We start from the raw sequence: 23,308 nt of genomic DNA on the forward strand, positions 1-23,308 counted from the left end.
TTGGTATTTTTTCTCCATTTTTGGAAAGAAACCATGTTGGAAATCTTGTGTCCATTGGTATAATTTTATTTTATACAACCACATTAATCCAAGAGAAATAATGGAGATGTGACCAATAGCTCTTGCAAATTTCGAATCATAGATATTTCCAAGAAGGACAAAGATTACAGCAACAACAGTAAAAATTATTGAATAGGTTTTGGCCGATTTTTTAGTAACATTTTTATCTTCGATATCCATTGAACCACCAGTCATGGCAGCATTTACAACCATCGCTACAAATAAAGAAGCACTTAATGTTATCGTTAATGTAATTGGGAAATACTTCATGAATTTACCCATTGTTCCAGGCCAAAGTGCAAATGGTAAAAATGCCATCAAAGTTGTTGCAGTAGAAGAAATAACCGGCCAGGCAATTTCACCAATACCAATTTTAGATGCCTGAATTCTAGGCATTCCTTTTTTCATATTGGCAAAAACGTTATCGACAACTACAATTCCGTCGTCAACCAGCATTCCTAATCCCATTACCAATCCGAATAAAACCATCGTGTTTAACGTTAAACCAAAAGCAGACAGAATCGTAAACGCCATCATCATCGACAGTGGAATTGCCGCGCCAACGAACAAGGAGTTTCGCAATCCCATCGTGAACATCAACACTATCATTACCAGTACAATTCCGAAAATAATATGATTTGACAATTCATCAACTTGGTGTTCTACACGCGAAGATTGGTCGTTAGTCAACTTTAATTTTAAATCTTTTGGCAAATAATTTTCTTCAGCTAATTTGAGTTTTTCTTTCACTTGTTCAATTGCAGAAATCATATTTTGTCCTGAACGTTTTTTCACATTAAGCATCACCACTTCGGTTCCTTTTTCACGGGCATAAGTCGTTTTTTCTTTTTCTTTGAAAGAAACGGTAGCGATATCTTTTAAGTAAACGATTCCATTGAAATGTTTTACAACAATGTTCTCGAGTTCTTTTGGATCTTTGATTTCACCTACAATTCGGATGTTATTTCTGGAACCTTGCGAAATCAAATTTCCACCCGAAAGTGTCATGTTTTCATATTTCACAGCGTTTTGAATGTCGTCAAATGAAACCTGTGCAGCGGTCATTTTGAAAATATCAACAGCAATTTCTACCTCTTTATCATCAACACCCAGAATATCTACTTGCTTAACTTCTGGAATTTCTTCAATATCATCTTGGAGTTTTTTACCATAGTCTTTCAACTGTTGTGTGGTATAATTCCCTTGCATATTGATATTCAAAATCGGCACTTCTTCCGAAATGTTCAATTCAAAAACACTTGGCTCTACCTTGCTTCCGTTATCCAAATTTGGCCAATCCGTATCGGCTTTGACAAGATCAACTTTGTCTTTAATTTTGACTTTAGCTTCTTCAATTCCGATTTTATCAGCAAACTCGACTATAATCATTCCGTAATCCTGAAATGAACTTGCCGTTACTTTTTCAACACCACTGATATTTTTGATTTCTTTTTCGAGTGGCTTTACAATAAGTTTCTCCACATCTTCGGCTGAATTTCCTGGGAAAACAGACGAGACATATACTTTATTTTCGATGATTTCCGGGAAATCCTCACGCGGCATCGTTGTGTAGGCAATTACACCTGTTATTACGATTAAAAGGGTCAAAATATAAACTGTGACACGATTGTCAACAGCCCAACTTGATATACTGAATTCTTTATTTTGATGTGACATATATAATGTTAGATATTAGATATTAGAAATTCAACTTCATTCCTTCAGAAATTGTATTCACCCCTTCAGTTACTATGATGTCGTTTGCCGACAAACCGCTTAAAATTTCGGTAACGTTATCAGATGATTTACCAACAGTAACCACCACTTTTTTAGCAATTCCGGTTTTTCCATTACTTCCTTCAACAATGTAAACATATTGGTCGCCTTTTCCGTCTTCCTGAATTACACCTGTTGGAACAACTATGGCATCTTTACTAGTATAATCCGTGATTTTTAGTTTAGCCACTTGGTTTGGACGCAATAAATTATCAGGATTTGGAACGCTAACTTCGATACCAAAAGTTCTGTTATTTGGATTGATAAAGTTTCCAACTTGACGTACTTTTCCCTTATAGGTTTTTCCAAGTGAAGTTAAATAAACATCAACCAAATCGCCAAGTTTCAATTTCCCGATGTAGGTTTCAGGAATTGAAGTAGAAACATACATGTTTCCAAGATTTACAATACGCAACAAACCGGTAACACTTGGCGCTACAACTTGACCTTTTTCTACAAAGACTTCATCGATTGTTCCTGAAAACGGAGCACGAATAACCGTTTTTGATAATTGGGCATTTATTTGAGCAACCGCTTTTTGAGCAGAAACCATCTGCGTTTGTGCTTGTAAATATTGAATTTCAGAACCAATTTTTTTATCCCAAAGATTTTTTTGTCTTTCGAAAGTCGTTTTGGCTAAACTATATTGATTTTGTGTACTTGCCAATTGTGAACTCATTCCGGCGTCATCAACTCTGCCAAGAATTTGCCCTTTCGAAACGCGGTCACCAGCTTTAACGGTAAGCGAAGTCAATGTTCCGCTGAATTCAGGTTGCACCAAAATATTTTCTTTAGTGTCAACATTTCCCTGAATGTCAAGATAGTGATTGAAAACAGTGTCTTTTACAGTTAAAACAGCAACCAACGCTTCTTCTTTTTTAACATCCAAAGTGGCTAATGCGCCTTCGATTTTGGCAATATCAGCCTGAAGAGCTGTTTTCTTTTCGTTTAATGCTTTTACGTTTTTAGCGTTAATTAAATCGTCAATATTTTCTGTTTTCGATGCATTTGAGCATGAAAGAAGAACGATTGATAATGCGGATAAGTATAGTAATTTCTTCATTTGTATTTGATTAGTTTTTGTTTATTATTTTTTCTAGCGCAGCTTTTTTATTAATAATATTCACCATCGATTGTAAATAGTATTGTTGGGCTGTATACAATTGTCTTTGTGCTTCACTGAAATCAAAACTTGAGGATAAGCCTTCAGTAAATTTTATTTGTTGCTTTCTTTCGATACGCTCGGCTAGGCTAAGATTATTTTTAGACGTAGCATATTCTTCAATGCTGAAGTCATACTCGCTTTTCGCTTTTTCATATTCCAATTTTAATTGCTGCTCGGTTTGAGTAAGTTGTGTTTTTGCCTGATCTAAAGCAATTTTAGCTTGTTGTGTTTTGGCATGTCTTCCAAAGCTGCTAAAAATCGGCACACGTAAACTCACTCCAAGATTTGAAAATTTATTCCATTTTTGGTCTTTATCGGCAAAAGAAAAATTATTGGCAAATGAATTGTAACCGAAGTTGAACGCAGCACCTAGAGAAGGCAAGGCTTTGCTTTTTTCCAACTTCAATTCTAACGAACGTTGCTCAGTAAAGTTAGTCGCCATTTGATAATAGATGTTGTTGGTCACCACAAATTCTCCTTGACTAAACGCCAAATCCAAATTGGATACCGAAAGTGTATCTAATTTATCTGTCAGCTTTAAATCGTCGTTGATGTCTATTCCCAAAGTGAACTTTAGCATTTTCATTGCAATATCTTGTAATCTTTTGGTATTATTCAAATTGCTTTCAATTGATGATAGTGTAATTTGTAACTGCTCAACATTTTCTTCTTCAATCAAACCGTTTTTAAACGTTTCTTGTGTATCGCCTAAAGTTTTTGATAGCGTAGCTTTGTTTTTTTCGAGAATAGCCACACTTTCTTCGGCCAACAAAACGTTACCATACGCATTGATGACCATTTCCTTGATTTCGATATTCGTTTTTTGCTTCGCATTTTCAAAGTATTTCAAATATGCTTTAGAAGCCTGAAGTGCTACAATATAGGAACCGTCAAAAAGTAATTGACTCAAAGTTAAACTAGAATTCATAGATTGTTTTGTTCCAAAGGCTACCAGAGTAATATCATCAGGACTACCAGCAGGATTGAAAGCATTTCCCGAAATCCCTTGTAGGGTAAAATCGAAATTATTTAAGTAATTAGCACTGCCACTAATTTGGGGTAATCCTGCAGCTGTGGTTTCCCATTTTTTCTGTTTGGCCGAAGCAATATCTCTGTTGGCATTGATGGCTGAATAGTTATTTTGTAGTGCATGGTCTATGGCTTGTTGTAAACTAAAAGAATAGTTTTGAGCCTTGTCCTGTGCCTGCAAAAGGCCTGTAATTAGGAAAAGAGTTAGTAATATTTTGTTTTTCATATTGATGATTATTAATTATTTTTAATTAATTGTTCTAAAATTTCGACGCCTTTCGAAGTACAAATGCCACGTAAATGATATTCTAAATAGGTTTCTTGTACATCTTTGATGCTAAATTGAATTGGATTAAAAAGCTCGGCATCTTTAATGCTTGTCATTCCAGCAAAATAGAAACGACCAATTAATTCAAGATTAATTTCATTTCTAAACAATCCTTGTTCAATACCTTTTTTGAGATTTTCTATTACACAATCTCCCATTTTTTCAAATTGACGTGACATTAATGTTTTGTGAATTTGAGGATAATATTTTTGCAATTGGTAAATAGGCGAAGTGCTTTCGTTTTTCAAATTTTTCATTACAAAATCCTTGATCACAAAAAGTTCTTCAATTGGATTTTTATTTAATGTCATTATTTCGTCAATTCCACATGAAATAGTTTCAAAAAGATATAAGGTTACCGCTTCTACTAAATCATTTTTGTTTTCAAAATGATGATATATCGTCTTTTTTGAAATTCCCATTTCTGATGCAATATCATCCATCGTAACACTTTTGAAGCCAAGTGTTAGATACATTTCTGTTGCTTTTTCTATAATTTTATTTTCCATTATCATCTTAAAATGTGGCGCAAAGATATAATGGAAACTTTTAACACAAAAATAGTTTCCAAAGTTTTTACATTTTTTTAACATTTGATTAATATTTGACAAAAGCATTATTTGAATTACTTTAGCAAAAAAAATTTATGCACGCGATATCGCATTATCAGGACATAGTAACAGCACATTTTAAATCGTTAGTTCTAAAGAAAGAACCAAAAAATCTTTACGAGCCTATTCAGTATATTCTTTCGCTTGGCGGAAAAAGATTGCGACCGGTTCTTACTTTAATGAGTGCCGAAGTTTTTGATGTTGATTCCAAAAAAGCATTGGACGCAGCAACAGCGGTTGAGGTTTTTCATAATTTTTCTTTAATTCATGATGACATAATGGATGACGCACCTTTACGAAGAGGAAATGAAACCGTGCACGAAAAATGGAATATCAATACCGGAATTCTTTCGGGCGACGCCATGCTGATTTTAGCCTATCAATATTTTGAAGGATATGAACCAACAATTTTCAGGGAATTAGCCAAGCTATTTAGCAAAACAGCTTTAGAAGTTTGCGAAGGGCAGCAATACGATGTTGATTTTGAAACGCGTGATGATGTTACGATTGCAGAATATCTGAAAATGATTAAATGCAAAACCGCAGTTTTAGTCGGTGCTTCTATGAAAATGGGAGCTATTGTCGCCCAAACTTCTGCAGAAAATGCAAATGCTATTTATGATTTTGGTCTGAATTTAGGAATTGCGTTCCAGTTGCAGGATGACTATTTAGATGCTTTTGGAAATCCGGAAACCTTCGGAAAGCAAGTTGGTGGCGATATCATCGAAAACAAAAAAACGTATTTGTATTTGAAAGCCATTGAATTTGCATCTCCAAATGAGAAAGAACAGTTACGGCATTTATTCTCCATTCAACCGAGCGATAATTCGGATAAAATTAATTCAGTAAAGGAAATTTTTAATCAAACCGGAGCGTCAGAAGCCACGCAAAATGCCATTCAACATTACACTTTTAAAGCATTTGAAACTTTAGAGAAGATGAATATTGGCAATGACAAAAAAGTAGTTCTGAAAGCTTTTGGCGAAAAATTAATGAGTAGAAACGTTTAAAAAAGTGTTCACTGTTCAGTTTCTAGTATTCAGTTTTCAATCTTATATTCAAAAATCGTTAATCTTAAATCTTATACCAATTTGTTTGTTGCACCATCCAATACCGACCATTTACTTTCGGAAGCCGAAAAGGAAAACTTGTATTCCAAATTGATTGAACAAATCAATAAGGATTTCAACCTTGCCAACGAAGCGGTTGATTTTCCACAAAGCACCACTCCGCATGAACTTAAAGTACAGATCCACGAAAAAATTTATCGCTTGATTCAATACAAATTTGCGGAATATTTAAACCTGCTGTACATCATTGATGTTCCTGAAGAAACAGTAAAACAATTAGATGGTTCCGATTTGGTAGAGCTTTCAGAACAAGTTTCTTTTCTTATTTTAAAACGAGAATGGATGAAAGTTTGGTTTAGAAATCGGTTTTAGCCTTCAAAGCCATTTTGCAATTTTAACGTGATTGTTAGTAATATAAGTAATCAAATACTTGTTGCCTTTACTCTCAAAGAAAATATACCAAGTAGTTCTTTTGTTACTCGTGTAAAAGATATATTTTGAGCCTAAATGGATAAGATGTTTAGGGGTGTGTTTATGAGGAAAAACGGCAATGTTTTGATCAACAAAATCGATAATTTTGTCTTTGTAATCGATAGCATTTCAAGATAAATAAAATAGTCTTTTTCGAAAAGAATGGTCATCAAGTTATTCAAATACTGTTCAACTTCTTGTTGATATATTATTCTGAATTTTTCCAAGGTAACGACTTGATATATTGTGTAGTTTCTTCTTTAAGTTCTTTACTTTTGATACCTTTTTTTAAATTCCGAATCAAAATCAAAAGTTTTATAGCGTTTAAACTTTTCAATTTCGTCTAATAACAAAACGTCTTCAACAGAAGAAATCCATTCAATCAATTCATTTTTTCTAGTTAAAATGCTCATAGCTAAAAATTTGAATTACAAATATAACAAAACAATTTTATTGATTTTCTTCAAAAAAGGTTTGTTAATAAAAAAATAGCAAAGGAAATTTGGTATAGGAGCAAGTTTTAAAAAAACACTCTCACAAATGGCATAAATGCACTACCGTAAATGTCTTCTTTTTTGTCAAAAAGTAAGTTGAGACGAGCACCAATAGTAACGCCACCTTCCTGATAACCTCCGCCAAAAAACAAACCGGTATTCCAAAAACTGCGGCTGTAATTTCCGCCTAAATCCATGTACTTGTTATTGACACTTACTTCTGCTAACTCCAGTGAAAACTGAATTTCCTCAATTGGATTGTATAGTCCCATCAAACTTCCACCGTAAACATTGGAAGAGTAATAATGTTTTTGTTTCAAATTACTGTATTGCAATCCGGTTCCAAAAGCAAAATGGTCATTAAAATTATAAATGGCGCTTGGCGCAACAGTAATATCTGTGTAATCGTTACCAAAAGAGGCGCCAAAACCGCCGCCAAATTGAACATGTTCCCAAAAATCCCCAGTTTTAGCTTTTGGCAATGGTTTTTGCTGCGCATAAAATGTGCAAGTAAATGTTAAAAAAACAAATAGAAAAATGGTTTTACTGCAATCGATTAATTTAAAGTAGTTCATGAATTTTTTCGATTAAATTTTAAAAGATAAAAGTATTTAAAATAATTAATAATTTTATGCAATTATCGTACTTTTGCCAAACTATTATATAGATTAGGACATTCAATTATATTTTATGGATAGGTTTTCCTTTTTAAACGCAGCACATACCGAATTTTTCGCCGATTTATACGAACAATACCTTCAAAACCCAGATAGCGTTGAGCCGAGTTGGAGAGCCTTTTTTCAAGGTTTTGACTTTGGAATGACCACTTTTAATGAAGAAAATGTCGTAATTGAATTGGCCAATTATGCTGCAAATGTTCCTCAAAACGGGCAGGTTTCAGACAAACTTCAAAAAGAGTTTAATGTTCTGAAATTAATAGACGGTTATAGAACTCGTGGACATCTTTTTACAGAAACAAATCCGGTTCGTACCCGAAGAACTTCTTCACCAACTTTAGATATAGAAAATTTCGGTTTGTCATCTGCCGATTTGAATACGGTTTTTGATGCCGCCAAAATTTTGGGACACAAGCCATCTACGCTTCAGGAAATCCTGAATCATTTGAAAATCGTTTATTGCCAACACATTGGTATCGAATATATGTACATGAGAAATCCATTAATTATTCAATGGATTCAAGACAGAATAAACGTCAACGACAATCAACCAAATTTTGATAACGACCAAAAGAAACACATTTTAGGAAAATTGAATGAAGCGGTTTCTTTTGAGAACTTTTTGCACACGAAATATGTAGGTCAAAAACGGTTCTCGCTTGAAGGTGGCGAAAGCATTATTCCGGCATTAGATGCTTTGATTGAAGCAGCTGCTGAAAGAGGCGTGGAGCAATTCGTAATGGGAATGGCACACCGAGGAAGATTAAATATCCTTGCCAATATTTTTCACAAACCAACACAAGATATTTTTTCAGAATTTGATGGAAAAGATTATGATAAAGAATATTTTGATGGTGATGTAAAATACCATTTGGGTTTAACTTCTGAAAAAATTACGAAAACAGGCAAAAAAATCAATATCAATTTGGCGCCAAATCCTTCACACTTAGAAACGGTTGGAGCCGTAATTGAAGGAATTACCCGTGCCAAACAAGACAAATATTACTCGGACGATTTCTCAAAAGTATTACCAATTGCTGTTCACGGTGATGCCGCAGTTGCCGGACAAGGAATTGTATACGAAATTGTGCAAATGGCGCAACTTGACGGTTACAAAACAGGTGGAACAATTCATATCGTTATCAACAACCAAGTTGGATTTACGACTAATTATTTAGATGCGCGTTCGTCAACATATTGTACGGATGTAGCCAAAGTGACTTTGTCACCGGTGCTTCACGTGAATTCGGACGATGCCGAAGCGGTTGTTCACGCGATGCTTTTTGCTTTGGATTTCAGAATGCAGTTTGGACGCGATGTATTTATCGATTTGTTAGGCTACAGAAAATATGGTCACAACGAAGGCGATGAGCCACGTTTTACCCAACCGGTTTTATACAAAATCATTGCTAAGCATCAAAATCCAAGAGATATTTATGCAGAAAAATTAATTGCTGCCGGAATTGTTGATGCGGCGTATCTGACCAAAATTGAAAACGAATACAAAGACAATCTTGATGAAAATCTGCAAGCATCCCGCAAAAAAGATTTGACTATTATCAAGCCATTTTTGCAAGACGAATGGAAAGGCTATGTTCAGGTTTCTGATGATGAAATGCTGAAAAAAGTGGATACCACTTTCGATAAAAAGAAATTAGATGAAATCATTGTTTCGGTTTCGACATTGCCATCGGATAAAAAATTCATCAGCAAAATTTCAAAAATTGTTACCGATAGAAAAACCATGTATGACAATGATGTCATCGATTGGGGAACAGCTGAAACTTTAGCTTACGGTTCCTTATTGACCGAAGGTTATGATGTTCGTGTGTCAGGACAAGACGTTGAAAGAGGAACATTTTCTCATCGTCACGCCGTTGTAAAAGTAGAAGACAGCGAAGAAGAAGTGGTGCTGTTGGATTTGGTTAAAGGCAAAAAAGGAAAATTCAATATTTTTAATTCTTTGCTTTCAGAATATGGTGTTTTGGGATTTGATTATGGCTACGCTTTAACAAATCCAAACGCATTGACGATTTGGGAAGCACAATTTGGCGATTTCTCCAATGGCGCTCAAATCATGATTGACCAATATATTTCGTGTGGCGAAGACAAATGGAACAACCAAAACGGTATCGTTCTTTTGTTACCACATGGTTACGAAGGACAAGGTGCAGAGCACTCTTCAGCTCGTATGGAAAGATATTTACAACTTTGTGCTCGTCACAATATGTATGTGGCTGATTGTACGACGCCGGCGAATTTCTTCCACTTGTTAAGAAGACAGATGAAAACAAAATTCCGTAAACCGCTAGTTGTGTTTACGCCTAAAAGTTTGTTACGTCATCCGCTTTGTGTTTCTACTCGTGAGGAATTGTACAAAGGCAGTTTCCAGGAAACAATTGATGACAAATCAGTTGACAAGAAAATAGTAAAATCGGTAGTTTTCTGCACCGGTAAATTCTATTACGATATTCTTGCTGAAAGAGAAAATTTAGGCAGAAATGATGTAGCTTTGGTTCGTATCGAGCAATTATTTCCGTTGCCTGTAGAGCAGTTGAAAGCAATTATTGCAAGTTATCCAAATGCAGACGATTTTGTTTGGGCACAGGAAGAACCAAAGAATATGGGAGCTTACAGCTATATGCTGATGAATTTCGATTTAGTAAAATGGAGATTAGCTTCGCTTAAAGCGTATTCAGCGCCGGCCGCAGGAAGTCATACCAGAGATAGAAGACGTCATGCGGATGCTATCAGAATGGTATTTGATAAAAATTTATTTAGATAGTCATTGCGAGGAAAGAAGCAATCAGGAGCTATTTCCCGCTGTTTGCAGTATCTTTTTTGTCACCTCGAGCGAAGTCGAGAGGCATTTTTCTAACAAAAAAGGATACTTGCTTCCATCGGGGCTAGAACATAGTAGAAATACACACATTTAAAATTTAAAATTCATAATTTAAAATATTAAAAAAATGATTTTAGAAATGAAAGTCCCATCACCGGGAGAATCGATTAAAGAAGTTGAAATTGCAACTTGGTTAGTAAAAGACGGCGATTATGTAGAAAAAGACCAAGCAATAGCTGAAGTTGATTCAGACAAAGCTACGTTGGAATTACCAGCTGAAGCAAGTGGAATTATCACACTCAAAGCAGAAGAAGGCGATGCCGTTGCTGTTGGTTCTGTAGTTTGTTTAATTGATACCAGTGCAGCCAAACCAAGTGGTTCTGCTCCAGCTAAAGAAGAAGTAAAAGTTGAAGTGCCAAAAGCTGAGGCTCCAAAGAAAGAAGAAGTAAAAGCGGCTCCTGTTGCTGCTAAAACATATGCTGCCCAAGCACCATCGCCTGCTGCCAAAAAAATATTAGACGAAAAAAGCATCCAACCTTCAGATGTAGTTGGAACAGGAAGAGACGGAAGAATTACCAAAGATGATGCTGTAAACGCTGTACCATCAATGGGAACACCAACAGGTGGAAACCGTGGTTCGGAAAGAACAAAATTATCGATGTTGCGTCGTAAAGTAGCTGAAAGATTGGTTGCTGCAAAAAACGAAACCGCAATGTTGACTACGTTCAACGAAGTAGATATGACTGCCATTTACGCTTTAAGAGAACAATACAAAGAAGATTTCAAAGCCAAACACGGATTAGGATTAGGCTTTATGTCGTTCTTTACAAAAGCAGTTACTCGTGCTTTACAATTATATCCGGATGTAAACTCAATGATTGATGGTCAAGAGAAAATCTCATACAATTTTTGTGATATTTCAGTAGCCGTTTCCGGTCCAAAAGGATTAATGGTTCCGGTAATGAGAAGCGCAGAGACTTTATCTTTCCGCGGTGTTGAAGCTGAAATCAAGCGTTTGGCTATTCGTGCCCGTGACGGTCAAATCACGGTTGATGAAATGACTGGCGGAACATTTACCATTTCAAATGGAGGCGTTTTCGGAAGTATGTTATCTACACCAATTATCAATCCTCCACAATCAGGAATTCTTGGAATGCACAATGTGGTAGAAAGAGCGATTGTAAAAAATGGCCAAATCGTTATCGCACCAGTAATGTTTGTAGCTTTATCCTATGACCACAGAATTATTGATGGTCGTGAATCAGTTGGTTTCTTGGTGGCTGTGAAAGAAGCATTAGAAAAACCAGAAGAATTATTAATGGATAACAATGTTAAGAAAGCATTGGAACTTTAGAGAATAGTTAGACCTGTCAGGTCTAAGAAATAAAAATCCCGTTTCGTTTTTGAAGCGGGATTTTTCGTTTATTTGTTTATCACTTTTATGCTATGAAAAAAAATCAAAAAGAAGCAGCCATTGGATTTATTTTTATCACGATGCTTATCGATATTACGGGTTGGGGAATAATTATTCCGGTAATCCCAAAGTTAATAGCTGAACTGATTCATGGCGATATTAGTGAAGCTGCAAAATATGGAGGTTGGTTGACTTTTGCGTATGCGATTACACAGTTTGTTTGCGCACCATTAATTGGTAACTTGAGTGATAAGTATGGGAGAAGACCAATTATTCTGATTTCGCTTTTTGCCTTTGCATTGGATTATCTTTTATTGGCTTTTTCACCAACCATCATTTGGTTATTTATAGGAAGAATTATTGCAGGTTTAACAGGAGCCAGCATAACTACGGCTTCAGCCTATATTGCTGATGTAAGTACGTCCGAAAACAGAGCGAAAAACTTCGGAATGATTGGTGCGGCGTTTGGATTGGGCTTTATAATTGGGCCAGTTATTGGAGGCTTGTTAGGACAGTTTGGCTCGAGAGTTCCGTTTTATGCAGCAGCTATTTTGTGTATGCTGAATTTCTTGTATGGCTATTTTATTTTACCCGAATCCTTAGCTAAAAAGGACAGAAGAGAATTCGAATGGAAGCGTGCCAATCCAATTACGGCGTTTATAAATCTAAAAAAGTATCCGTCTTTAATGGGTTTGATTTTAGCCATTTTCCTTTTATATGTTGGCTCGCACGCTGTTCATAGCAACTGGAGTTTTTTCACGATGTACCGTTTCAAATGGGATGAAAAAATGGTCGGAATTTCACTTGGCGTAGTTGGACTTTTAGTCGGAATTGTGCAAGGCGGATTAATTCGTTGGACAAGTCCTCGATTGGGAAACCAAAAAAGTATTTATATTGGTTTGGGTTTATATACAGTCGGAATGTTGCTCTTTGCATTTGCTACAGAAAGCTGGATGATGTTTGTGTTTTTAATTCCGTATTGCTTAGGGGGAATTGCTGGTCCGGCACTACAAGCAACAATTTCTGCAAAAGTTCCGGCAAATGAGCAAGGAGAAATTCAGGGAACCTTAGCAAGTTTGATGAGTGCATCGGCTATTATTGGACCGCCAATGATGACCAATACATTTTACTTTTTCACACACAAAGAAGCACCATTTCAATTGGCTGGAGCACCTTTTATTTTGGGAAGTTTTTTGATGTTATTGAGTACTATTATTGCTTTTTACACATTACATTCAAACAAAAAAGTCATCAAACCTGTTGATGACTTTAGTAATGAAAATGAGATATAATTATTGCAATGCATTAATTATCGTTACCATTTCTGCGGTTGTTGCCGTTGCCATTTCTGAAGATTCAAAAGTAACTTGATGATTTGCTGTGAGTATTATATTCTGTTTGATGGCATATCTGATGCTTCCATTATTTTCAGCCACAAAAATTAAGCTGCATTCTAAACCTATTGGATAAGTCCCTGATGTTTGACCAAGTGAATTTGGAAAATTCTTTGCCGCTAGAAATATCAAGCTTTTACCATTGCCATATTCCTGAGGAACATAAGCGGTTATCTTAGTACTGCCATTAGGAAAGGATATGAATTTATCACAATTAAACCAGCCAAATTTACTAACAAATGTGTTGTAGGTTTCAGCGGCTCCGGCACTTAAACTTGAAGCCCAAAATTCATTACTTGTCGAAGTATCCCAGATAATATTGCCATTAGCATCTTCATTACCTAAAAAACCAGTCATATTATTATCCGTTCCTCCTGTGATTGAAGTAGGGACATTTAAAAACAGGCTGCATGCTAATGTTAATTGCTCTCCTCCTTGAGTAGCATTAATATAAAACTCTCCACCCGAAGTCAATAAATGTTTTTCAGTGCCAACCATTCCTAACGTAGGTTTATTGGTCACTAACATCGTTCCCTTATCAAAGATTTCAATAAATTCAATATCCACAATGCCAGTAACATTCAAGTTGTTTTTTCTTAAACACGATCGTGTAATTTCTAACTTAACACCCTGAGATGATGTAATTGTGATGGCATTATCCGCAGCGTTCATGTGAAAGGTTTGGATTAGGTCTGAAGTGTTTTGATTAAATAAGTTTTTTAATGGGGCTGTAATGGTATTGCCAATAACTACTATTTTGTTCTCAGTATCACTGCAGGAAATAATTAAAAAAGAGGATAGGAATAAAAGGATTGCTGATTTCTGAATCTTTGATTTCATAATGTCTGGTTTAGAGGTTTAAAGTGAGATGAGCAATCTTGTAATTGGTTGCTTACGAATGTAATAAAAAGACTAAAAAAGGTTACTTCAAATACAAACAATGATTATAATAATCAATAATCGCTTTGCCTTCTAATAAAATATCGGCACCAATAATGCCATGAACCGGTTTGGCCTTGTATTGTTGCAACGCCTCATTGACATGTGACAAATCAAAAATAACCAAATGAAAATCGGCAGTTTTCCAACGACCAATTTGGAGCGAATTGTTTTTTGCCAATTGCGTAAACATTCCGGTTGCTCCAGCACCCGAAGCTTTGGTTTTTGATTTTCCGGCTTTGAGATTAAAACGGTCAATACTTTCAAAACCAACACAACTATTGCTAGCACCGGTATCTAAAATAAAATTTCCCGAAACTCCGTTTATAGTCGCCTTAACCAACAAATGCTGGGTTTTTGAAACCTTAAAATTTATTTTCTTGTACTTTTCTTTTTTGAGAACTTCCTGAAGTTGTTTCATAATATGTAATCATAATGGACAGAAACGAGTTATTTTTTTCTAAAAAACAGTTTCCACAACAATAGTAAACCAATTATTCCTCCGAATAAAGAAATCCATAAAAAATAATTTGTTTGCGATGGATTTCCCAAGGTTCCATAATACACGAATGCGGACCAATAATAAGGCGATTTTTTTGTGTTTGATATGGTTTCATCGTAAAGGAAATCAAGTTTTGCCTGATGATTCGAATCGAAATACGATTGTCCTTTTTTTACATTATTATAGAATTTCTCCATCATAACAGAGGTCGTAAAATCATTAACTTTCCATAGAGAAAAAAGCAAGTTTTGTGCTCCGGCAAATTGAAATCCACGCGCAACACTCATTGCGCCTTCTGCTTTGTAGAGTTTACCAATTCCGGTTTCACAAGCACTTAAAACGACTAAATCCGGATTTAGATTCAGATTATAAAATTCAGAATATAAAACTTCCTGATCATAAAATTTGATGCTTGCGGGTTCTGAAATATCACCCGAAGAAGCGTGAGTTGAAAGATGAAGTATTGAATAATTGGCTGCATTTTGCATGAAATTTTCGAAACTCGCATCTTGACTTTCCAAATATTTTCCATCAAAATTGGCCTTTATATTTTGAAGTTCTTTCTTAGAAAAAGTTAATTCCATATTGGTTCCTTCAAATATCGGGAATACACCCAAAACTATTTGTTTTTTGTGCTGAAATGGAAACGCGTTCAGATAAAAATCAGCTGAATTATTGTATCCAACCTTAAAATCAGTAAGCAAATAATGCATTTTAGCAAAATTAGTAGTAGATGATTCGCTTGTGATTAAAGCTTCAAAAGGCAGAAAATTTAAGATGCCATCGGGAATTATGATAAGGTTTTTATTTGTGATTATTTTTGGAAGTTTTAAGATAGTATAAGCGACATTTGAAAAATGATTGAAAGCTGAAGGATTATCAGAAATCGTATTGGAGCTGCTAAAGAAATCGATAAAGTGAACCAATTTAGGTATTGCAGTATGATCATTCTGGATAAAATCCAGTTTAATATTCTTGTTTTCAATAGTAAAAACATAGATGTTCTCACGACCAAAAAAATACTCAACCATTACAGCATTGTCTTTGTCGAGTTTGGAATACAAATCCGTCAGAATAAATTCCTTTTTCTCATTTGCTTTTGATGCTGTTTTTGATTTCAGTAAAAGCATCAATTCATTTTGTTTTTTTATGGCTTCGTTAATTTTTGAAATATCAGCCTTTTGTAATTTTTGCTGTTCTTTTACAATAATGGTATTCCAATTTTGAAGTTGCTCTAAAATTAATTTTTCTTCTCTTGAACGTGTCTTAGAATTGGAAATGGCTTGTTTTAAAATCGCCGATTTGGTTTGTTCCGAAAGTAAAAAAGCACTTTCCAAATAGCTACTCTTCTTTTCTTTTTGATATAAGGAATAATAGATTGCAATACACTTTTCGGTGCGATTTCTATTTCTGATTTGTGTGATGATTTTAGAGTTTTCATACACCAAAAGTGACTGAAATAAACCTTCAATGTGAAAGGCTAAACCATAACTTTCTAATGCACTTTTAGGTTGATTTTTTTCCAGATAAATTTCGGATTGTAAGTCTAATGCATCCAATAAAACGGTTTCTGCATACAATGAATTCCTGTTTGGCAATACAGTTTTCGACTTTGAGTAATAAGGAATCAGAATTTTAAAAACGGTCGAAATGCTTTGAGAAGTTTCTGTTATTTTCTTTTGTTTGAATTGTAAAATGGCCTCATCAAAATAGAATTGCGCTTTTTTTCGGGGTTCCAAATTCGGAATTAATCCGAACGCGGCTTTTGCGTTTTCCATATTGGAATTTGCCAAGTCGTATTCTTGCGTAACCGCACATCTTTTGGCTAAATTTCGATAAGCAGTCGATAAGGTTTCCGCTTGATTTTTATCTAATTTTAATAATGCGATTGCTTTTTTATAAGCAGCTTCACCTTTTGTATATGGATTTCCTTTAATGACAAAGGCGTCTGTACTCAAGAAATAATTGTTGCCTAAATTGGTGTATAATAGACCTTTTTGAGCATTGGTCAGTTTTTCTGTTGCAATTGTTTTTTCCAGCAAATCAATGGCTTCGTTTACCTTTCCGGTATTTTGATATACGTTGGAAAGATTTAAAATTGCGGAATATTTCTGTTGTTGATTGTTTGTTACATTGGCGATATAAAAATACTGTTTGATTGTGTTTTCGGCATTCTCATAGTCACCAATAATGGTATACAAATTTCCCAAAGGCTGCAAACAAGATTCAATAATATCGTAATTTGAGAGTTCCTTTTTTTGATATAATTGCCAAGCCATTTCATAATTAGAAATCGCTTTATTTGTAAATCCCAATTGGTTTTCATAGTAGGCTTTGTTGCATTTTAAGATGACAAATGCCAACCATTCTGACTTTGATTTTGGGCTAAATGTTTTTTCTGAAACTTCTAATTTATGTAAACTTTCAACAGTTGGATTTGCCACAAAAGCATCAACCGAATTATAGATTTTATCCTCTAAAGCGCTTGGTTTACTTTGGGAAAACACGAATGAAGTGAATAGGAAAAGAAGGATTATTTTTTGCATAAATTAAAACTTCCAAATCGCGTAAAACTGCCAGTAATTAAAATCTGTTTCAAAGTTGAGATAATAGCGGATTCCAAAACTCGGACCAATTCGTGCAAAGCCAAAAGTAGCATCGGCAAAAATACTTGTTTGCATTTTTTCAAAGGCGTTGGTAGTATTTTTTTGCGAATTACTCGTTCTCATTGATTCTATTTCTTCACCGGGCGAAGGTGGAGTTGTTGTGAAAATTGGCGCATAAATTTTTCGCGTTCGGTTCAGTTCATCGGTTTGACTAAGCAGTACAGAAAATTGTGGGCCAACGCCAAGACCAATATAATTGTTGATGTTGTATCTCAAGGAAACAGGCACCACTTCTACAATATTTTTGACGGTCTTTGAGTTTATAGATGTTTGCGTAAAACCCGTGTCATAAATTGTTCCGTTCATTAAAACGGGAGGATTAAACGGAACCTGTTGAAAGTCCGATACACTCGAAAAATTACTTTCAAAATAGCTGTAATACAATTCGGATTGCCAATAAAAGCGATAGGATTTATACGGAGAAATGGTAGCACCAAGAAAATAACTCTTTGAATTTTCCTGGTCGGGAAACAAATTATAGCCTGTTCTGACACCAATAGAAATTCCCGGTTTGAATCGCGTTACAGCATAATTGGTAATCACAGGTTCATTTTTATCAAATATAATGGCGGTTTTACTTCGCGTTGTTTGCTTGTGAAAATCCTTGGCAAATTTCATCGTATATTTTACAAATCCTTTGGTACTGTCTTTTTCCTTTACATTTTTTTGATTGCTTCCCGGAACGTAAATATTTTTAAAGACAAAATGAATTTGGTTTTTCTTAATAATCGTGTCCAAACAGCTATAATTTACTTCTTCGCCTTTGGGACAAATGGAACACTTGGGATACGAGTCTACAATTTGTAATGTTTTTTTATCAAACATGTCCGGAATATCCGTTTCCAACCGAATCATTCTGGCCGGACCTTCGCCATCGTTTTGAAAACGGGTTTTAAAATTCAGGTTTTTAAATCGTACCAAACGATAATTCATCGATGTGCCATTACTCGACATTTTATTTGGGTCATGAGAGGTTACGATTTCCATTTCGAGGGTTTTCTTTTTGTGGTTTTTGTAACTTCTGTCGGGGACATAAATGCTTCGTATTTTAACAATGGCGCTGGTGTCTTTTACCATTTCCTTAGTGGTCTTGAAAGTAAAGAACATGTTTCGAGTTTGTTTGGCTTCCATGTTGTCAAACTCAAAAACCTTTACATCCGAAAAGAGCATTTTGCTTTCGGCTAAACTGAGTTCTAAATTCTCTTCGTCTTTTGAAAACGAATTCCTAAACGAAGGATAATAATCTGATGAAGCTACATTCTGATTGGAATTATTAAAATCATCTACGCATGCAATTCCGGTTTCATTTATTTCTTTTTCCCCGAAATGTGTTCTTGTTTCCAGCAGTTCGAAATTTTTGTTTTTGAATTCCTTGTCATTATAAAAAAGATATAATTTGCCATTGGTGGTGTAATCTAAAAGATTTTGATAGCTGATGGCTAGCACCATTTCTTCTTCAGGAACGGGATCTCTATTTGTGAAAAGATTAAAACCATCCAATGTTTCTATAGATGCTATTTCATCATATTTTGTTTCGGTAATTTCAGTTACAGCAACTGTTTTTGGTCGGGTTTTTGGAGGTTTTCCGTTATCGTAATTATTGGTTACGGCTAAGTTGATTTTGTATTCGCCTGGTTTTTTATAGACTTTTTTTGGAGTTACTTCTTTGCTAAAACTTCCGTCACCCATTTCCCAGAAATAACTAAAACTTGCTTTTGGTGCTCCGGCAACCTGAATTAAAGGCGGAACTTCGGGTTTAAAAATAACCTGATTTCCTTTTTTATCATAATTGATAGTGGCTTTTCGGGTTATGGTGTCTTTTACTTTTGTTTGCCCTTCAACAAATTTGGGATAAAAGAAAAGTAAAACGAATAATAGTATTTTTAATTTCTTCATGGTCAAAAGGTTTAAGATCTATAAAAATAGGAAAAAGTGGTGAACTAGTCACCACTTTTTCCAAAGGAATTTACCTTGCTTCGATTTAAGGCAAACCGTTTATCGCTGCTATCAGTTGTGCTTCGGTTCCAACAGTAGTTTCGGCATTAGAGAAAACATAAACATCTCCGGCTGCAATGGTAACTGCTTTGATGGCATATCTGAAGTTTCCATTATCTTCTGTTACAAAAATTACATGTGCCACTAATCCTACTGGTATTTGTCCGTAATGTTCAGAGAACTGATTGGTTCCGGCATTGTAAGTATCGAGTTTAGCTAAGGCACTTCCTTCACCATCGTAGTGTAAATAAATCGCACTGTTTTCAAAATCATAACCAGTTGGAGCTTCAGCAAGTATGGTAGTTTTTGGTCTTGGATCCGAATAGAATCTATCCACATTAGTCCAACCAAAATCATTTAAGAAAGCATAGTAAGCAGCACTGGCACCTTGTCCTTCGCCAAATACACCTTGTCCTCCGGCAGGATTTTGATCTCGCTGATCCCAGTCTAAATTTCCATCTTCATCAATGGTTCCATCCCAAAGTGACATTCCGGTTTCAAGTCCACCAGTTAAATCAGCCGGAATTTTCAATTGCATTGGACAAGTAATTTCCAATTGTTGACCGTTTTGAGTAGCGTTTATATAAAATTCACCACCAGAAATAATCAAAGCCATATCGCCGTTTGGTTTTCTACCCATAGTAGGTTTATCGGTTACCAACATTGTTCCTTTGTCAAAGACTTCGGCGTATTCAATAGCTACCTGACCTGCTGTAACTGGGTGTCCATTTAAGGTTAAGCAGTCACCGTTGATGGTTAATTCTACTCCTTTTGCGGATGTAAAAGTTACAGAGCCACCTCCTGCGTTAAGAGTAAACTGTTGTGTAACATTTTCTAGAGCGGTTTGTTTAAGATTGCTAAACTCTAATGCAGTTGGAATTTGATTTCCATCTGGAGTGTCGGTTGAACAGCTTGCAATGGCTAATGAGGCGAAAAGGGATAATGCGGTGTTTTTAAAATTTGTGTTCATGATTTCTAAGTTTTTATATTTTATATTAATTATTAAAAGAAAAATGCGGTTGGATTACTGATAACAGTTGTGGTTATTGTTCCATTATTTATAGTAATTGCTTCTACTGACCAAACATAATCACATAAGTAAGGAGGTCTACACGGACCGGTATAGATTCCGGCAACTGTAGTTTGGGTAATATTATCGACATCTTTTGTGACGATTGGTGGATTGGTTCTCATAGCTTCTGCGCTATTTTGACCTTGCATTAACTGCCATACTTTTAATCTATAAATTACGGTTTGTGGTTTTGGCACAAGTGGTGTCCATCTAAAACTAATTGGTTGTGATGCTTCGTCTGCTGAAAATGATTTGCCATTCTCAGGCGCAACATTTTTTAGTGCTGCAGTTGTAGTTTGTGCTTCAGGAGTACAACTTGCTAAAGCGATTGTTGTTAAAAATAATAATGCGATGTTTTTAAATGTTGTTTTCATGATTTCTAGTGTTTTAATTGTTGTTAATTTTTGTTTTATATAGTTATATCAATTCGTGTTTTAATTTGTTACCCATGATTCTGATTTTTTTTAAAGAATCTTTTAAAACAGTATATTGATGAACTTTATATCCTTATATCAACACGATTAAAACTTTGTTACCCCAAATAGTTTTATTTTTTTAAATTAGCAGACTCGAGCCCGAAAGGGCGAACTGTACGAAGTAATAAATTAGGCACTCATGACCGAAACAAAGTTGCATCCCGACCAACTATATATTGACGGATTAGTCCAAAACAATTCTGCAGTAATTCAATCTATCTATAAAAAGTTCGTGCCCAAAGTCAAAAACTACATCAGAACAAATAGTGGTGATGACGATGAAGCGCAGGATGTAATTCAGGAAGTATTAATCACAATTTATAACCAAGCCAAAACCAACGGATTGCAACTTACCTGTCCGTTTGACGCCTATTTTTTTCTACTTTGTAAAAGAAGATGGCTCAATGAATTAAAAAAATCATCCAATAAAGAGGTAACATTAAAGGATGATAATGTATCTATAGATGAATCTGTTCAGGAAATGACATTCCAAACCGAAGTCTTTGACGAAAAACAATCATTGTTTGATGAGATGTTTCAAAAACTTGGTGAGAAATGCCAGGAAGTACTCAAACTTAGTTTTGTCACAAAAACTATGGAAGAAGTAGCCGAAAAACTGAATGTGACTTATGGTTATGTGCGCAAAAAGAAATCACTTTGTACTGGCCAGTTAACCGAAATGATACAGCAATCACCCAGATTTCGATCTATAAACTAGGAATACCATGAACGAAGAACTATACATTGGCTTTGAAAGTTACCTCGCTAACGAAATGCCTACCGACGAAAAAATACTCTTTGAAGAAAAGCTACATAACGATGCTAAATTCAAACAGCAGTTTAATTTGTATAAAGGGACAACACAGTTATTATCACATAAATTTTCTGCCGAAACTATCAATTTCAAGAAAAATTTAGAAGCTATTTCTAAAGGACATTTCACAGAAACTATCAAAAACAAATCAAAAGTCATTGCATTTAAACCTTGGTTTTATGCTGTTGCAGCTTGTTTGGTTATCGGATTGGGAATTTTCACATTCACAAAAAATGACCCAAAATACAGCGAATACAATCAATATGAAACGGCTCAATTTGTAGAAAGAGGTGACAACGATACCAATCTTAAAGAAGCGCAGGATTTCTTTAATGAGAAGCAATACCAAAATGCAATAACTTCTTTTGAGAAATTACAACATATCAATAATCCTGAACTACTGTATTTTTATTCCATTTCTTTAATTGAAACCAACAACTATACAAAAGCAGAAACAATATTAAGCTCTTTAAAAAATGGCAATTCCGTTTATAAAGACAAAGCGACGTGGTATTTGGCGTTGTCTAATTTGAAACAAAAGAAATTTGACGAATGCAAAGCCTACTTAAAACAAATTCCGGTAGATGCAGAAGATTATACAAAAGCGCAAAAGCTATTAAAGGATTTGGATTAGAACTTAGTACCTTAGTCACTCAGACCCGAGCCATGTAATGGCGAACGGATATTTATATAAACTTAGCTACTTTTCACTAATGATTTTAACCGACACACACACGCATCTTTATTCTGAAGAATTTGAAAGCGACAGAACCGAAATGATTCAACGAGCCATTGATGACGGAGTTTCTCGCTTTTTCGTTCCGTCTATTGATTCCAGTTATACGCAAAAAATGTATGATTTAGAAGAGCAGTTTCCAGAGAATATTTTCTTGATGGTGGGTTTGCATCCAACGTATGTCAAAGAAAATTATTTGGAAGAATTGGCACATGTAGAAACGGAATTAACAAAAAGAAAGTTTTACGCTATTGGCGAAATTGGGATCGATTTGTTTTGGGATAAATCCTTTTTGAAACAACAGCAACACGCATTTCAACACCAAATTCAATTAGCCAAAAAATATAAATTAGGGATCAATATCCATTGTCGTGATGCCTTTGATGAAGTTTTCGAAGTTTTAGACAGCGAAAAAGCAACTAATTTATTTGGAATTTTTCATTGTTTTACCGGCGATTTTGGTCAAGCCAAAAGAGCCATCGATTTGAATATGAAACTCGGAATTGGTGGTGTTGCAACATTTAAAAACGGAAAGATTGACCAGTTTTTAAATGAAATCGATTTGAAACACATTGTTCTCGAAACCGATTCGCCTTATTTAGCTCCAGTTCCATTTCGTGGCAAACGAAACGAAAGCAGCTATACCAAATTGGTTGCCGAAAAATTAGCTTCTATATATGATTTGCAAATAGAAGAAATTGCCCGAATTACGACCGAAAATTCTAAACAAGTTTTTGGGATTTAAGCCAAAAAATCTAACAAAAATTGACTTTTTTT

General features: G+C 35.0%; 20 protein-coding genes. 8 read left to right on the top strand and 12 right to left on the bottom strand.

The window, feature by feature from the left end:
- From RMN97_RS11925 to RMN97_RS11940, 4 genes are all read right to left on the bottom strand, one after another.
- Nucleotides 1–1,737, bottom strand: a 1,737-nt coding sequence (locus RMN97_RS11925; RefSeq protein ID WP_309614746.1) for an efflux RND transporter permease subunit, incomplete at its 3' end; no start/stop codon positions are given.
- Between the two features lie 22 nt (nt 1,738–1,759).
- Nucleotides 1,760–2,899, bottom strand: a complete 1,140-nt coding sequence (locus RMN97_RS11930; RefSeq protein ID WP_309614747.1) for an efflux RND transporter periplasmic adaptor subunit — start codon at nt 2,897–2,899, stop codon at nt 1,760–1,762.
- A gap of 10 nt (nt 2,900–2,909) precedes the next feature.
- The gene (locus RMN97_RS11935) at nt 2,910–4,256 is read right to left on the bottom strand and encodes a TolC family protein (protein ID WP_309614748.1); all 1,347 of its coding nucleotides are present in this window, start codon (nt 4,254–4,256) and stop codon (nt 2,910–2,912) included.
- Nucleotides 4,257–4,267: 11 nt separating this feature from the next.
- Nucleotides 4,268–4,867, bottom strand: a complete 600-nt coding sequence (locus tag RMN97_RS11940; RefSeq protein WP_309614749.1) for a TetR/AcrR family transcriptional regulator — start codon at nt 4,865–4,867, stop codon at nt 4,268–4,270.
- Nucleotides 4,868–5,004: 137 nt separating this feature from the next.
- Here RMN97_RS11940 and RMN97_RS11945 point away from each other — a divergent pair, with 137 nt between their 5' ends.
- Both RMN97_RS11945 and RMN97_RS11950 read left to right on the top strand, forming a co-directional pair.
- Entirely contained in the window at nt 5,005–5,979 is a 975-nt protein-coding gene (locus RMN97_RS11945; RefSeq protein WP_309614750.1) for a polyprenyl synthetase family protein, read from the top strand.
- Between the two features lie 81 nt (nt 5,980–6,060).
- Nucleotides 6,061–6,411: a hypothetical protein gene (locus RMN97_RS11950; RefSeq protein ID WP_309614751.1), complete on the top strand. Its 351-nt coding sequence runs from the start codon at nt 6,061–6,063 to the stop codon at nt 6,409–6,411.
- Between the two features lie 368 nt (nt 6,412–6,779).
- Here RMN97_RS11950 and RMN97_RS11955 read toward each other — a convergent pair whose 3' ends face one another.
- Together RMN97_RS11955 and RMN97_RS11960 are read right to left on the bottom strand one after the other, a co-directional pair.
- Nucleotides 6,780–6,923, bottom strand: a complete 144-nt coding sequence (locus RMN97_RS11955; RefSeq protein ID WP_309614752.1) for a hypothetical protein — start codon at nt 6,921–6,923, stop codon at nt 6,780–6,782.
- Between the two features lie 107 nt (nt 6,924–7,030).
- The gene (locus RMN97_RS11960; protein WP_309614753.1) at nt 7,031–7,579 is read right to left on the bottom strand and encodes a hypothetical protein; all 549 of its coding nucleotides are present in this window, start codon (nt 7,577–7,579) and stop codon (nt 7,031–7,033) included.
- A gap of 115 nt (nt 7,580–7,694) precedes the next feature.
- On the opposite strand from RMN97_RS11960, the gene RMN97_RS11965 reads away from it, so the two are divergent.
- From RMN97_RS11965 to RMN97_RS11975, 3 genes are all read left to right on the top strand, one after another.
- Entirely contained in the window at nt 7,695–10,466 is a 2,772-nt protein-coding gene (locus RMN97_RS11965; RefSeq protein WP_309614754.1) for a 2-oxoglutarate dehydrogenase E1 component, read from the top strand.
- Nucleotides 10,467–10,650: 184 nt separating this feature from the next.
- Nucleotides 10,651–11,877, top strand: a complete 1,227-nt coding sequence (odhB, locus tag RMN97_RS11970; protein ID WP_309614755.1) for a 2-oxoglutarate dehydrogenase complex dihydrolipoyllysine-residue succinyltransferase — start codon at nt 10,651–10,653, stop codon at nt 11,875–11,877.
- 59 nt (nt 11,878–11,936) lie between these two features.
- Nucleotides 11,937–13,229, top strand: coding sequence for a TCR/Tet family MFS transporter (locus RMN97_RS11975; protein ID WP_309614825.1), 1,293 nt, complete (start codon nt 11,937–11,939; stop codon nt 13,227–13,229).
- Here the strand turns inward: RMN97_RS11975 and RMN97_RS11980 are convergent, their stop codons facing one another.
- The 6 genes from RMN97_RS11980 to RMN97_RS12005 form a co-directional block, all read right to left on the bottom strand.
- Nucleotides 13,230–14,171 carry a hypothetical protein gene (locus tag RMN97_RS11980; protein ID WP_309614756.1) on the bottom strand — a complete coding sequence of 314 codons (942 nt, stop codon included), beginning with the start codon at nt 14,169–14,171 and terminating at the stop codon, nt 13,230–13,232.
- 82 nt (nt 14,172–14,253) lie between these two features.
- Nucleotides 14,254–14,691 (bottom strand): retropepsin-like aspartic protease, encoded by a 438-nt coding sequence (locus tag RMN97_RS11985; protein WP_309614757.1) that lies wholly within the window; start codon nt 14,689–14,691, stop codon nt 14,254–14,256.
- A gap of 29 nt (nt 14,692–14,720) precedes the next feature.
- The gene (locus RMN97_RS11990; RefSeq protein ID WP_309614758.1) at nt 14,721–17,318 is read right to left on the bottom strand and encodes a CHAT domain-containing protein; all 2,598 of its coding nucleotides are present in this window, start codon (nt 17,316–17,318) and stop codon (nt 14,721–14,723) included.
- Nucleotides 17,319–17,321: 3 nt separating this feature from the next.
- On the bottom strand, nt 17,322–19,334 hold the full coding sequence (locus RMN97_RS11995) for a PKD domain-containing protein (RefSeq protein ID WP_309614759.1): 2,013 nt from the start codon (nt 19,332–19,334) through the stop codon (nt 17,322–17,324).
- Nucleotides 19,335–19,419: 85 nt separating this feature from the next.
- Entirely contained in the window at nt 19,420–20,403 is a 984-nt protein-coding gene (locus tag RMN97_RS12000; RefSeq protein ID WP_309614760.1) for a hypothetical protein, read from the bottom strand.
- Between the two features lie 32 nt (nt 20,404–20,435).
- On the bottom strand, nt 20,436–20,879 hold the full coding sequence (locus RMN97_RS12005) for a hypothetical protein (RefSeq protein ID WP_309614761.1): 444 nt from the start codon (nt 20,877–20,879) through the stop codon (nt 20,436–20,438).
- Nucleotides 20,880–21,120: 241 nt separating this feature from the next.
- On the opposite strand from RMN97_RS12005, the gene RMN97_RS12010 reads away from it, so the two are divergent.
- The 3 genes from RMN97_RS12010 (at nt 21,121) to RMN97_RS12020 (ending at nt 23,276) form a co-directional block, all read left to right on the top strand.
- The gene (locus RMN97_RS12010; RefSeq protein ID WP_309614762.1) at nt 21,121–21,699 is read left to right on the top strand and encodes a sigma-70 family RNA polymerase sigma factor; all 579 of its coding nucleotides are present in this window, start codon (nt 21,121–21,123) and stop codon (nt 21,697–21,699) included.
- 7 nt (nt 21,700–21,706) lie between these two features.
- The gene (locus RMN97_RS12015; RefSeq protein ID WP_309614763.1) at nt 21,707–22,429 is read left to right on the top strand and encodes a tetratricopeptide repeat protein; all 723 of its coding nucleotides are present in this window, start codon (nt 21,707–21,709) and stop codon (nt 22,427–22,429) included.
- Nucleotides 22,430–22,508: 79 nt separating this feature from the next.
- Complete coding sequence (locus RMN97_RS12020; RefSeq protein WP_309614764.1) at nt 22,509–23,276, top strand: TatD family hydrolase; 768 nt, start codon at nt 22,509–22,511, stop codon at nt 23,274–23,276.
- Nucleotides 23,277–23,308: the final 32 nt, after the last annotated feature.

It is taken from the genome of Flavobacterium sp. (assembly GCF_031381455.1).
GTDB lineage: Bacteria > Bacteroidota > Bacteroidia > Flavobacteriales > Flavobacteriaceae > Flavobacterium.

Coding starts and splice junctions, on each gene's coding strand:
- RMN97_RS12015 (WP_309614763.1), top strand. CDS start 21,707: ATGAACGAAGAACTATACATTGGCTTTGAAAGTTACCTCGCTAACGAA.
- RMN97_RS11955 (WP_309614752.1), bottom strand. CDS start 6,923: ATGAGCATTTTAACTAGAAAAAATGAATTGATTGAATGGATTTCTTCT.
- RMN97_RS11990 (WP_309614758.1), bottom strand. CDS start 17,318: ATGCAAAAAATAATCCTTCTTTTCCTATTCACTTCATTCGTGTTTTCC.
- RMN97_RS11985 (WP_309614757.1), bottom strand. CDS start 14,691: ATGAAACAACTTCAGGAAGTTCTCAAAAAAGAAAAGTACAAGAAAATA.
- RMN97_RS11965 (WP_309614754.1), top strand. CDS start 7,695: ATGGATAGGTTTTCCTTTTTAAACGCAGCACATACCGAATTTTTCGCC.
- odhB (WP_309614755.1), top strand. CDS start 10,651: ATGATTTTAGAAATGAAAGTCCCATCACCGGGAGAATCGATTAAAGAA.
- RMN97_RS11960 (WP_309614753.1), bottom strand. CDS start 7,579: ATGAACTACTTTAAATTAATCGATTGCAGTAAAACCATTTTTCTATTT.
- RMN97_RS12010 (WP_309614762.1), top strand. CDS start 21,121: ATGACCGAAACAAAGTTGCATCCCGACCAACTATATATTGACGGATTA.
- RMN97_RS12005 (WP_309614761.1), bottom strand. CDS start 20,879: ATGAAAACAACATTTAAAAACATCGCATTATTATTTTTAACAACAATC.
- RMN97_RS11940 (WP_309614749.1), bottom strand. CDS start 4,867: ATGGAAAATAAAATTATAGAAAAAGCAACAGAAATGTATCTAACACTT.
- RMN97_RS11980 (WP_309614756.1), bottom strand. CDS start 14,171: ATGAAATCAAAGATTCAGAAATCAGCAATCCTTTTATTCCTATCCTCT.
- RMN97_RS11945 (WP_309614750.1), top strand. CDS start 5,005: ATGCACGCGATATCGCATTATCAGGACATAGTAACAGCACATTTTAAA.
- RMN97_RS11995 (WP_309614759.1), bottom strand. CDS start 19,334: ATGAAGAAATTAAAAATACTATTATTCGTTTTACTTTTCTTTTATCCC.
- RMN97_RS12020 (WP_309614764.1), top strand. CDS start 22,509: ATGATTTTAACCGACACACACACGCATCTTTATTCTGAAGAATTTGAA.
- RMN97_RS11935 (WP_309614748.1), bottom strand. CDS start 4,256: ATGAAAAACAAAATATTACTAACTCTTTTCCTAATTACAGGCCTTTTG.
- RMN97_RS11930 (WP_309614747.1), bottom strand. CDS start 2,899: ATGAAGAAATTACTATACTTATCCGCATTATCAATCGTTCTTCTTTCA.
- RMN97_RS12000 (WP_309614760.1), bottom strand. CDS start 20,403: ATGAACACAAATTTTAAAAACACCGCATTATCCCTTTTCGCCTCATTA.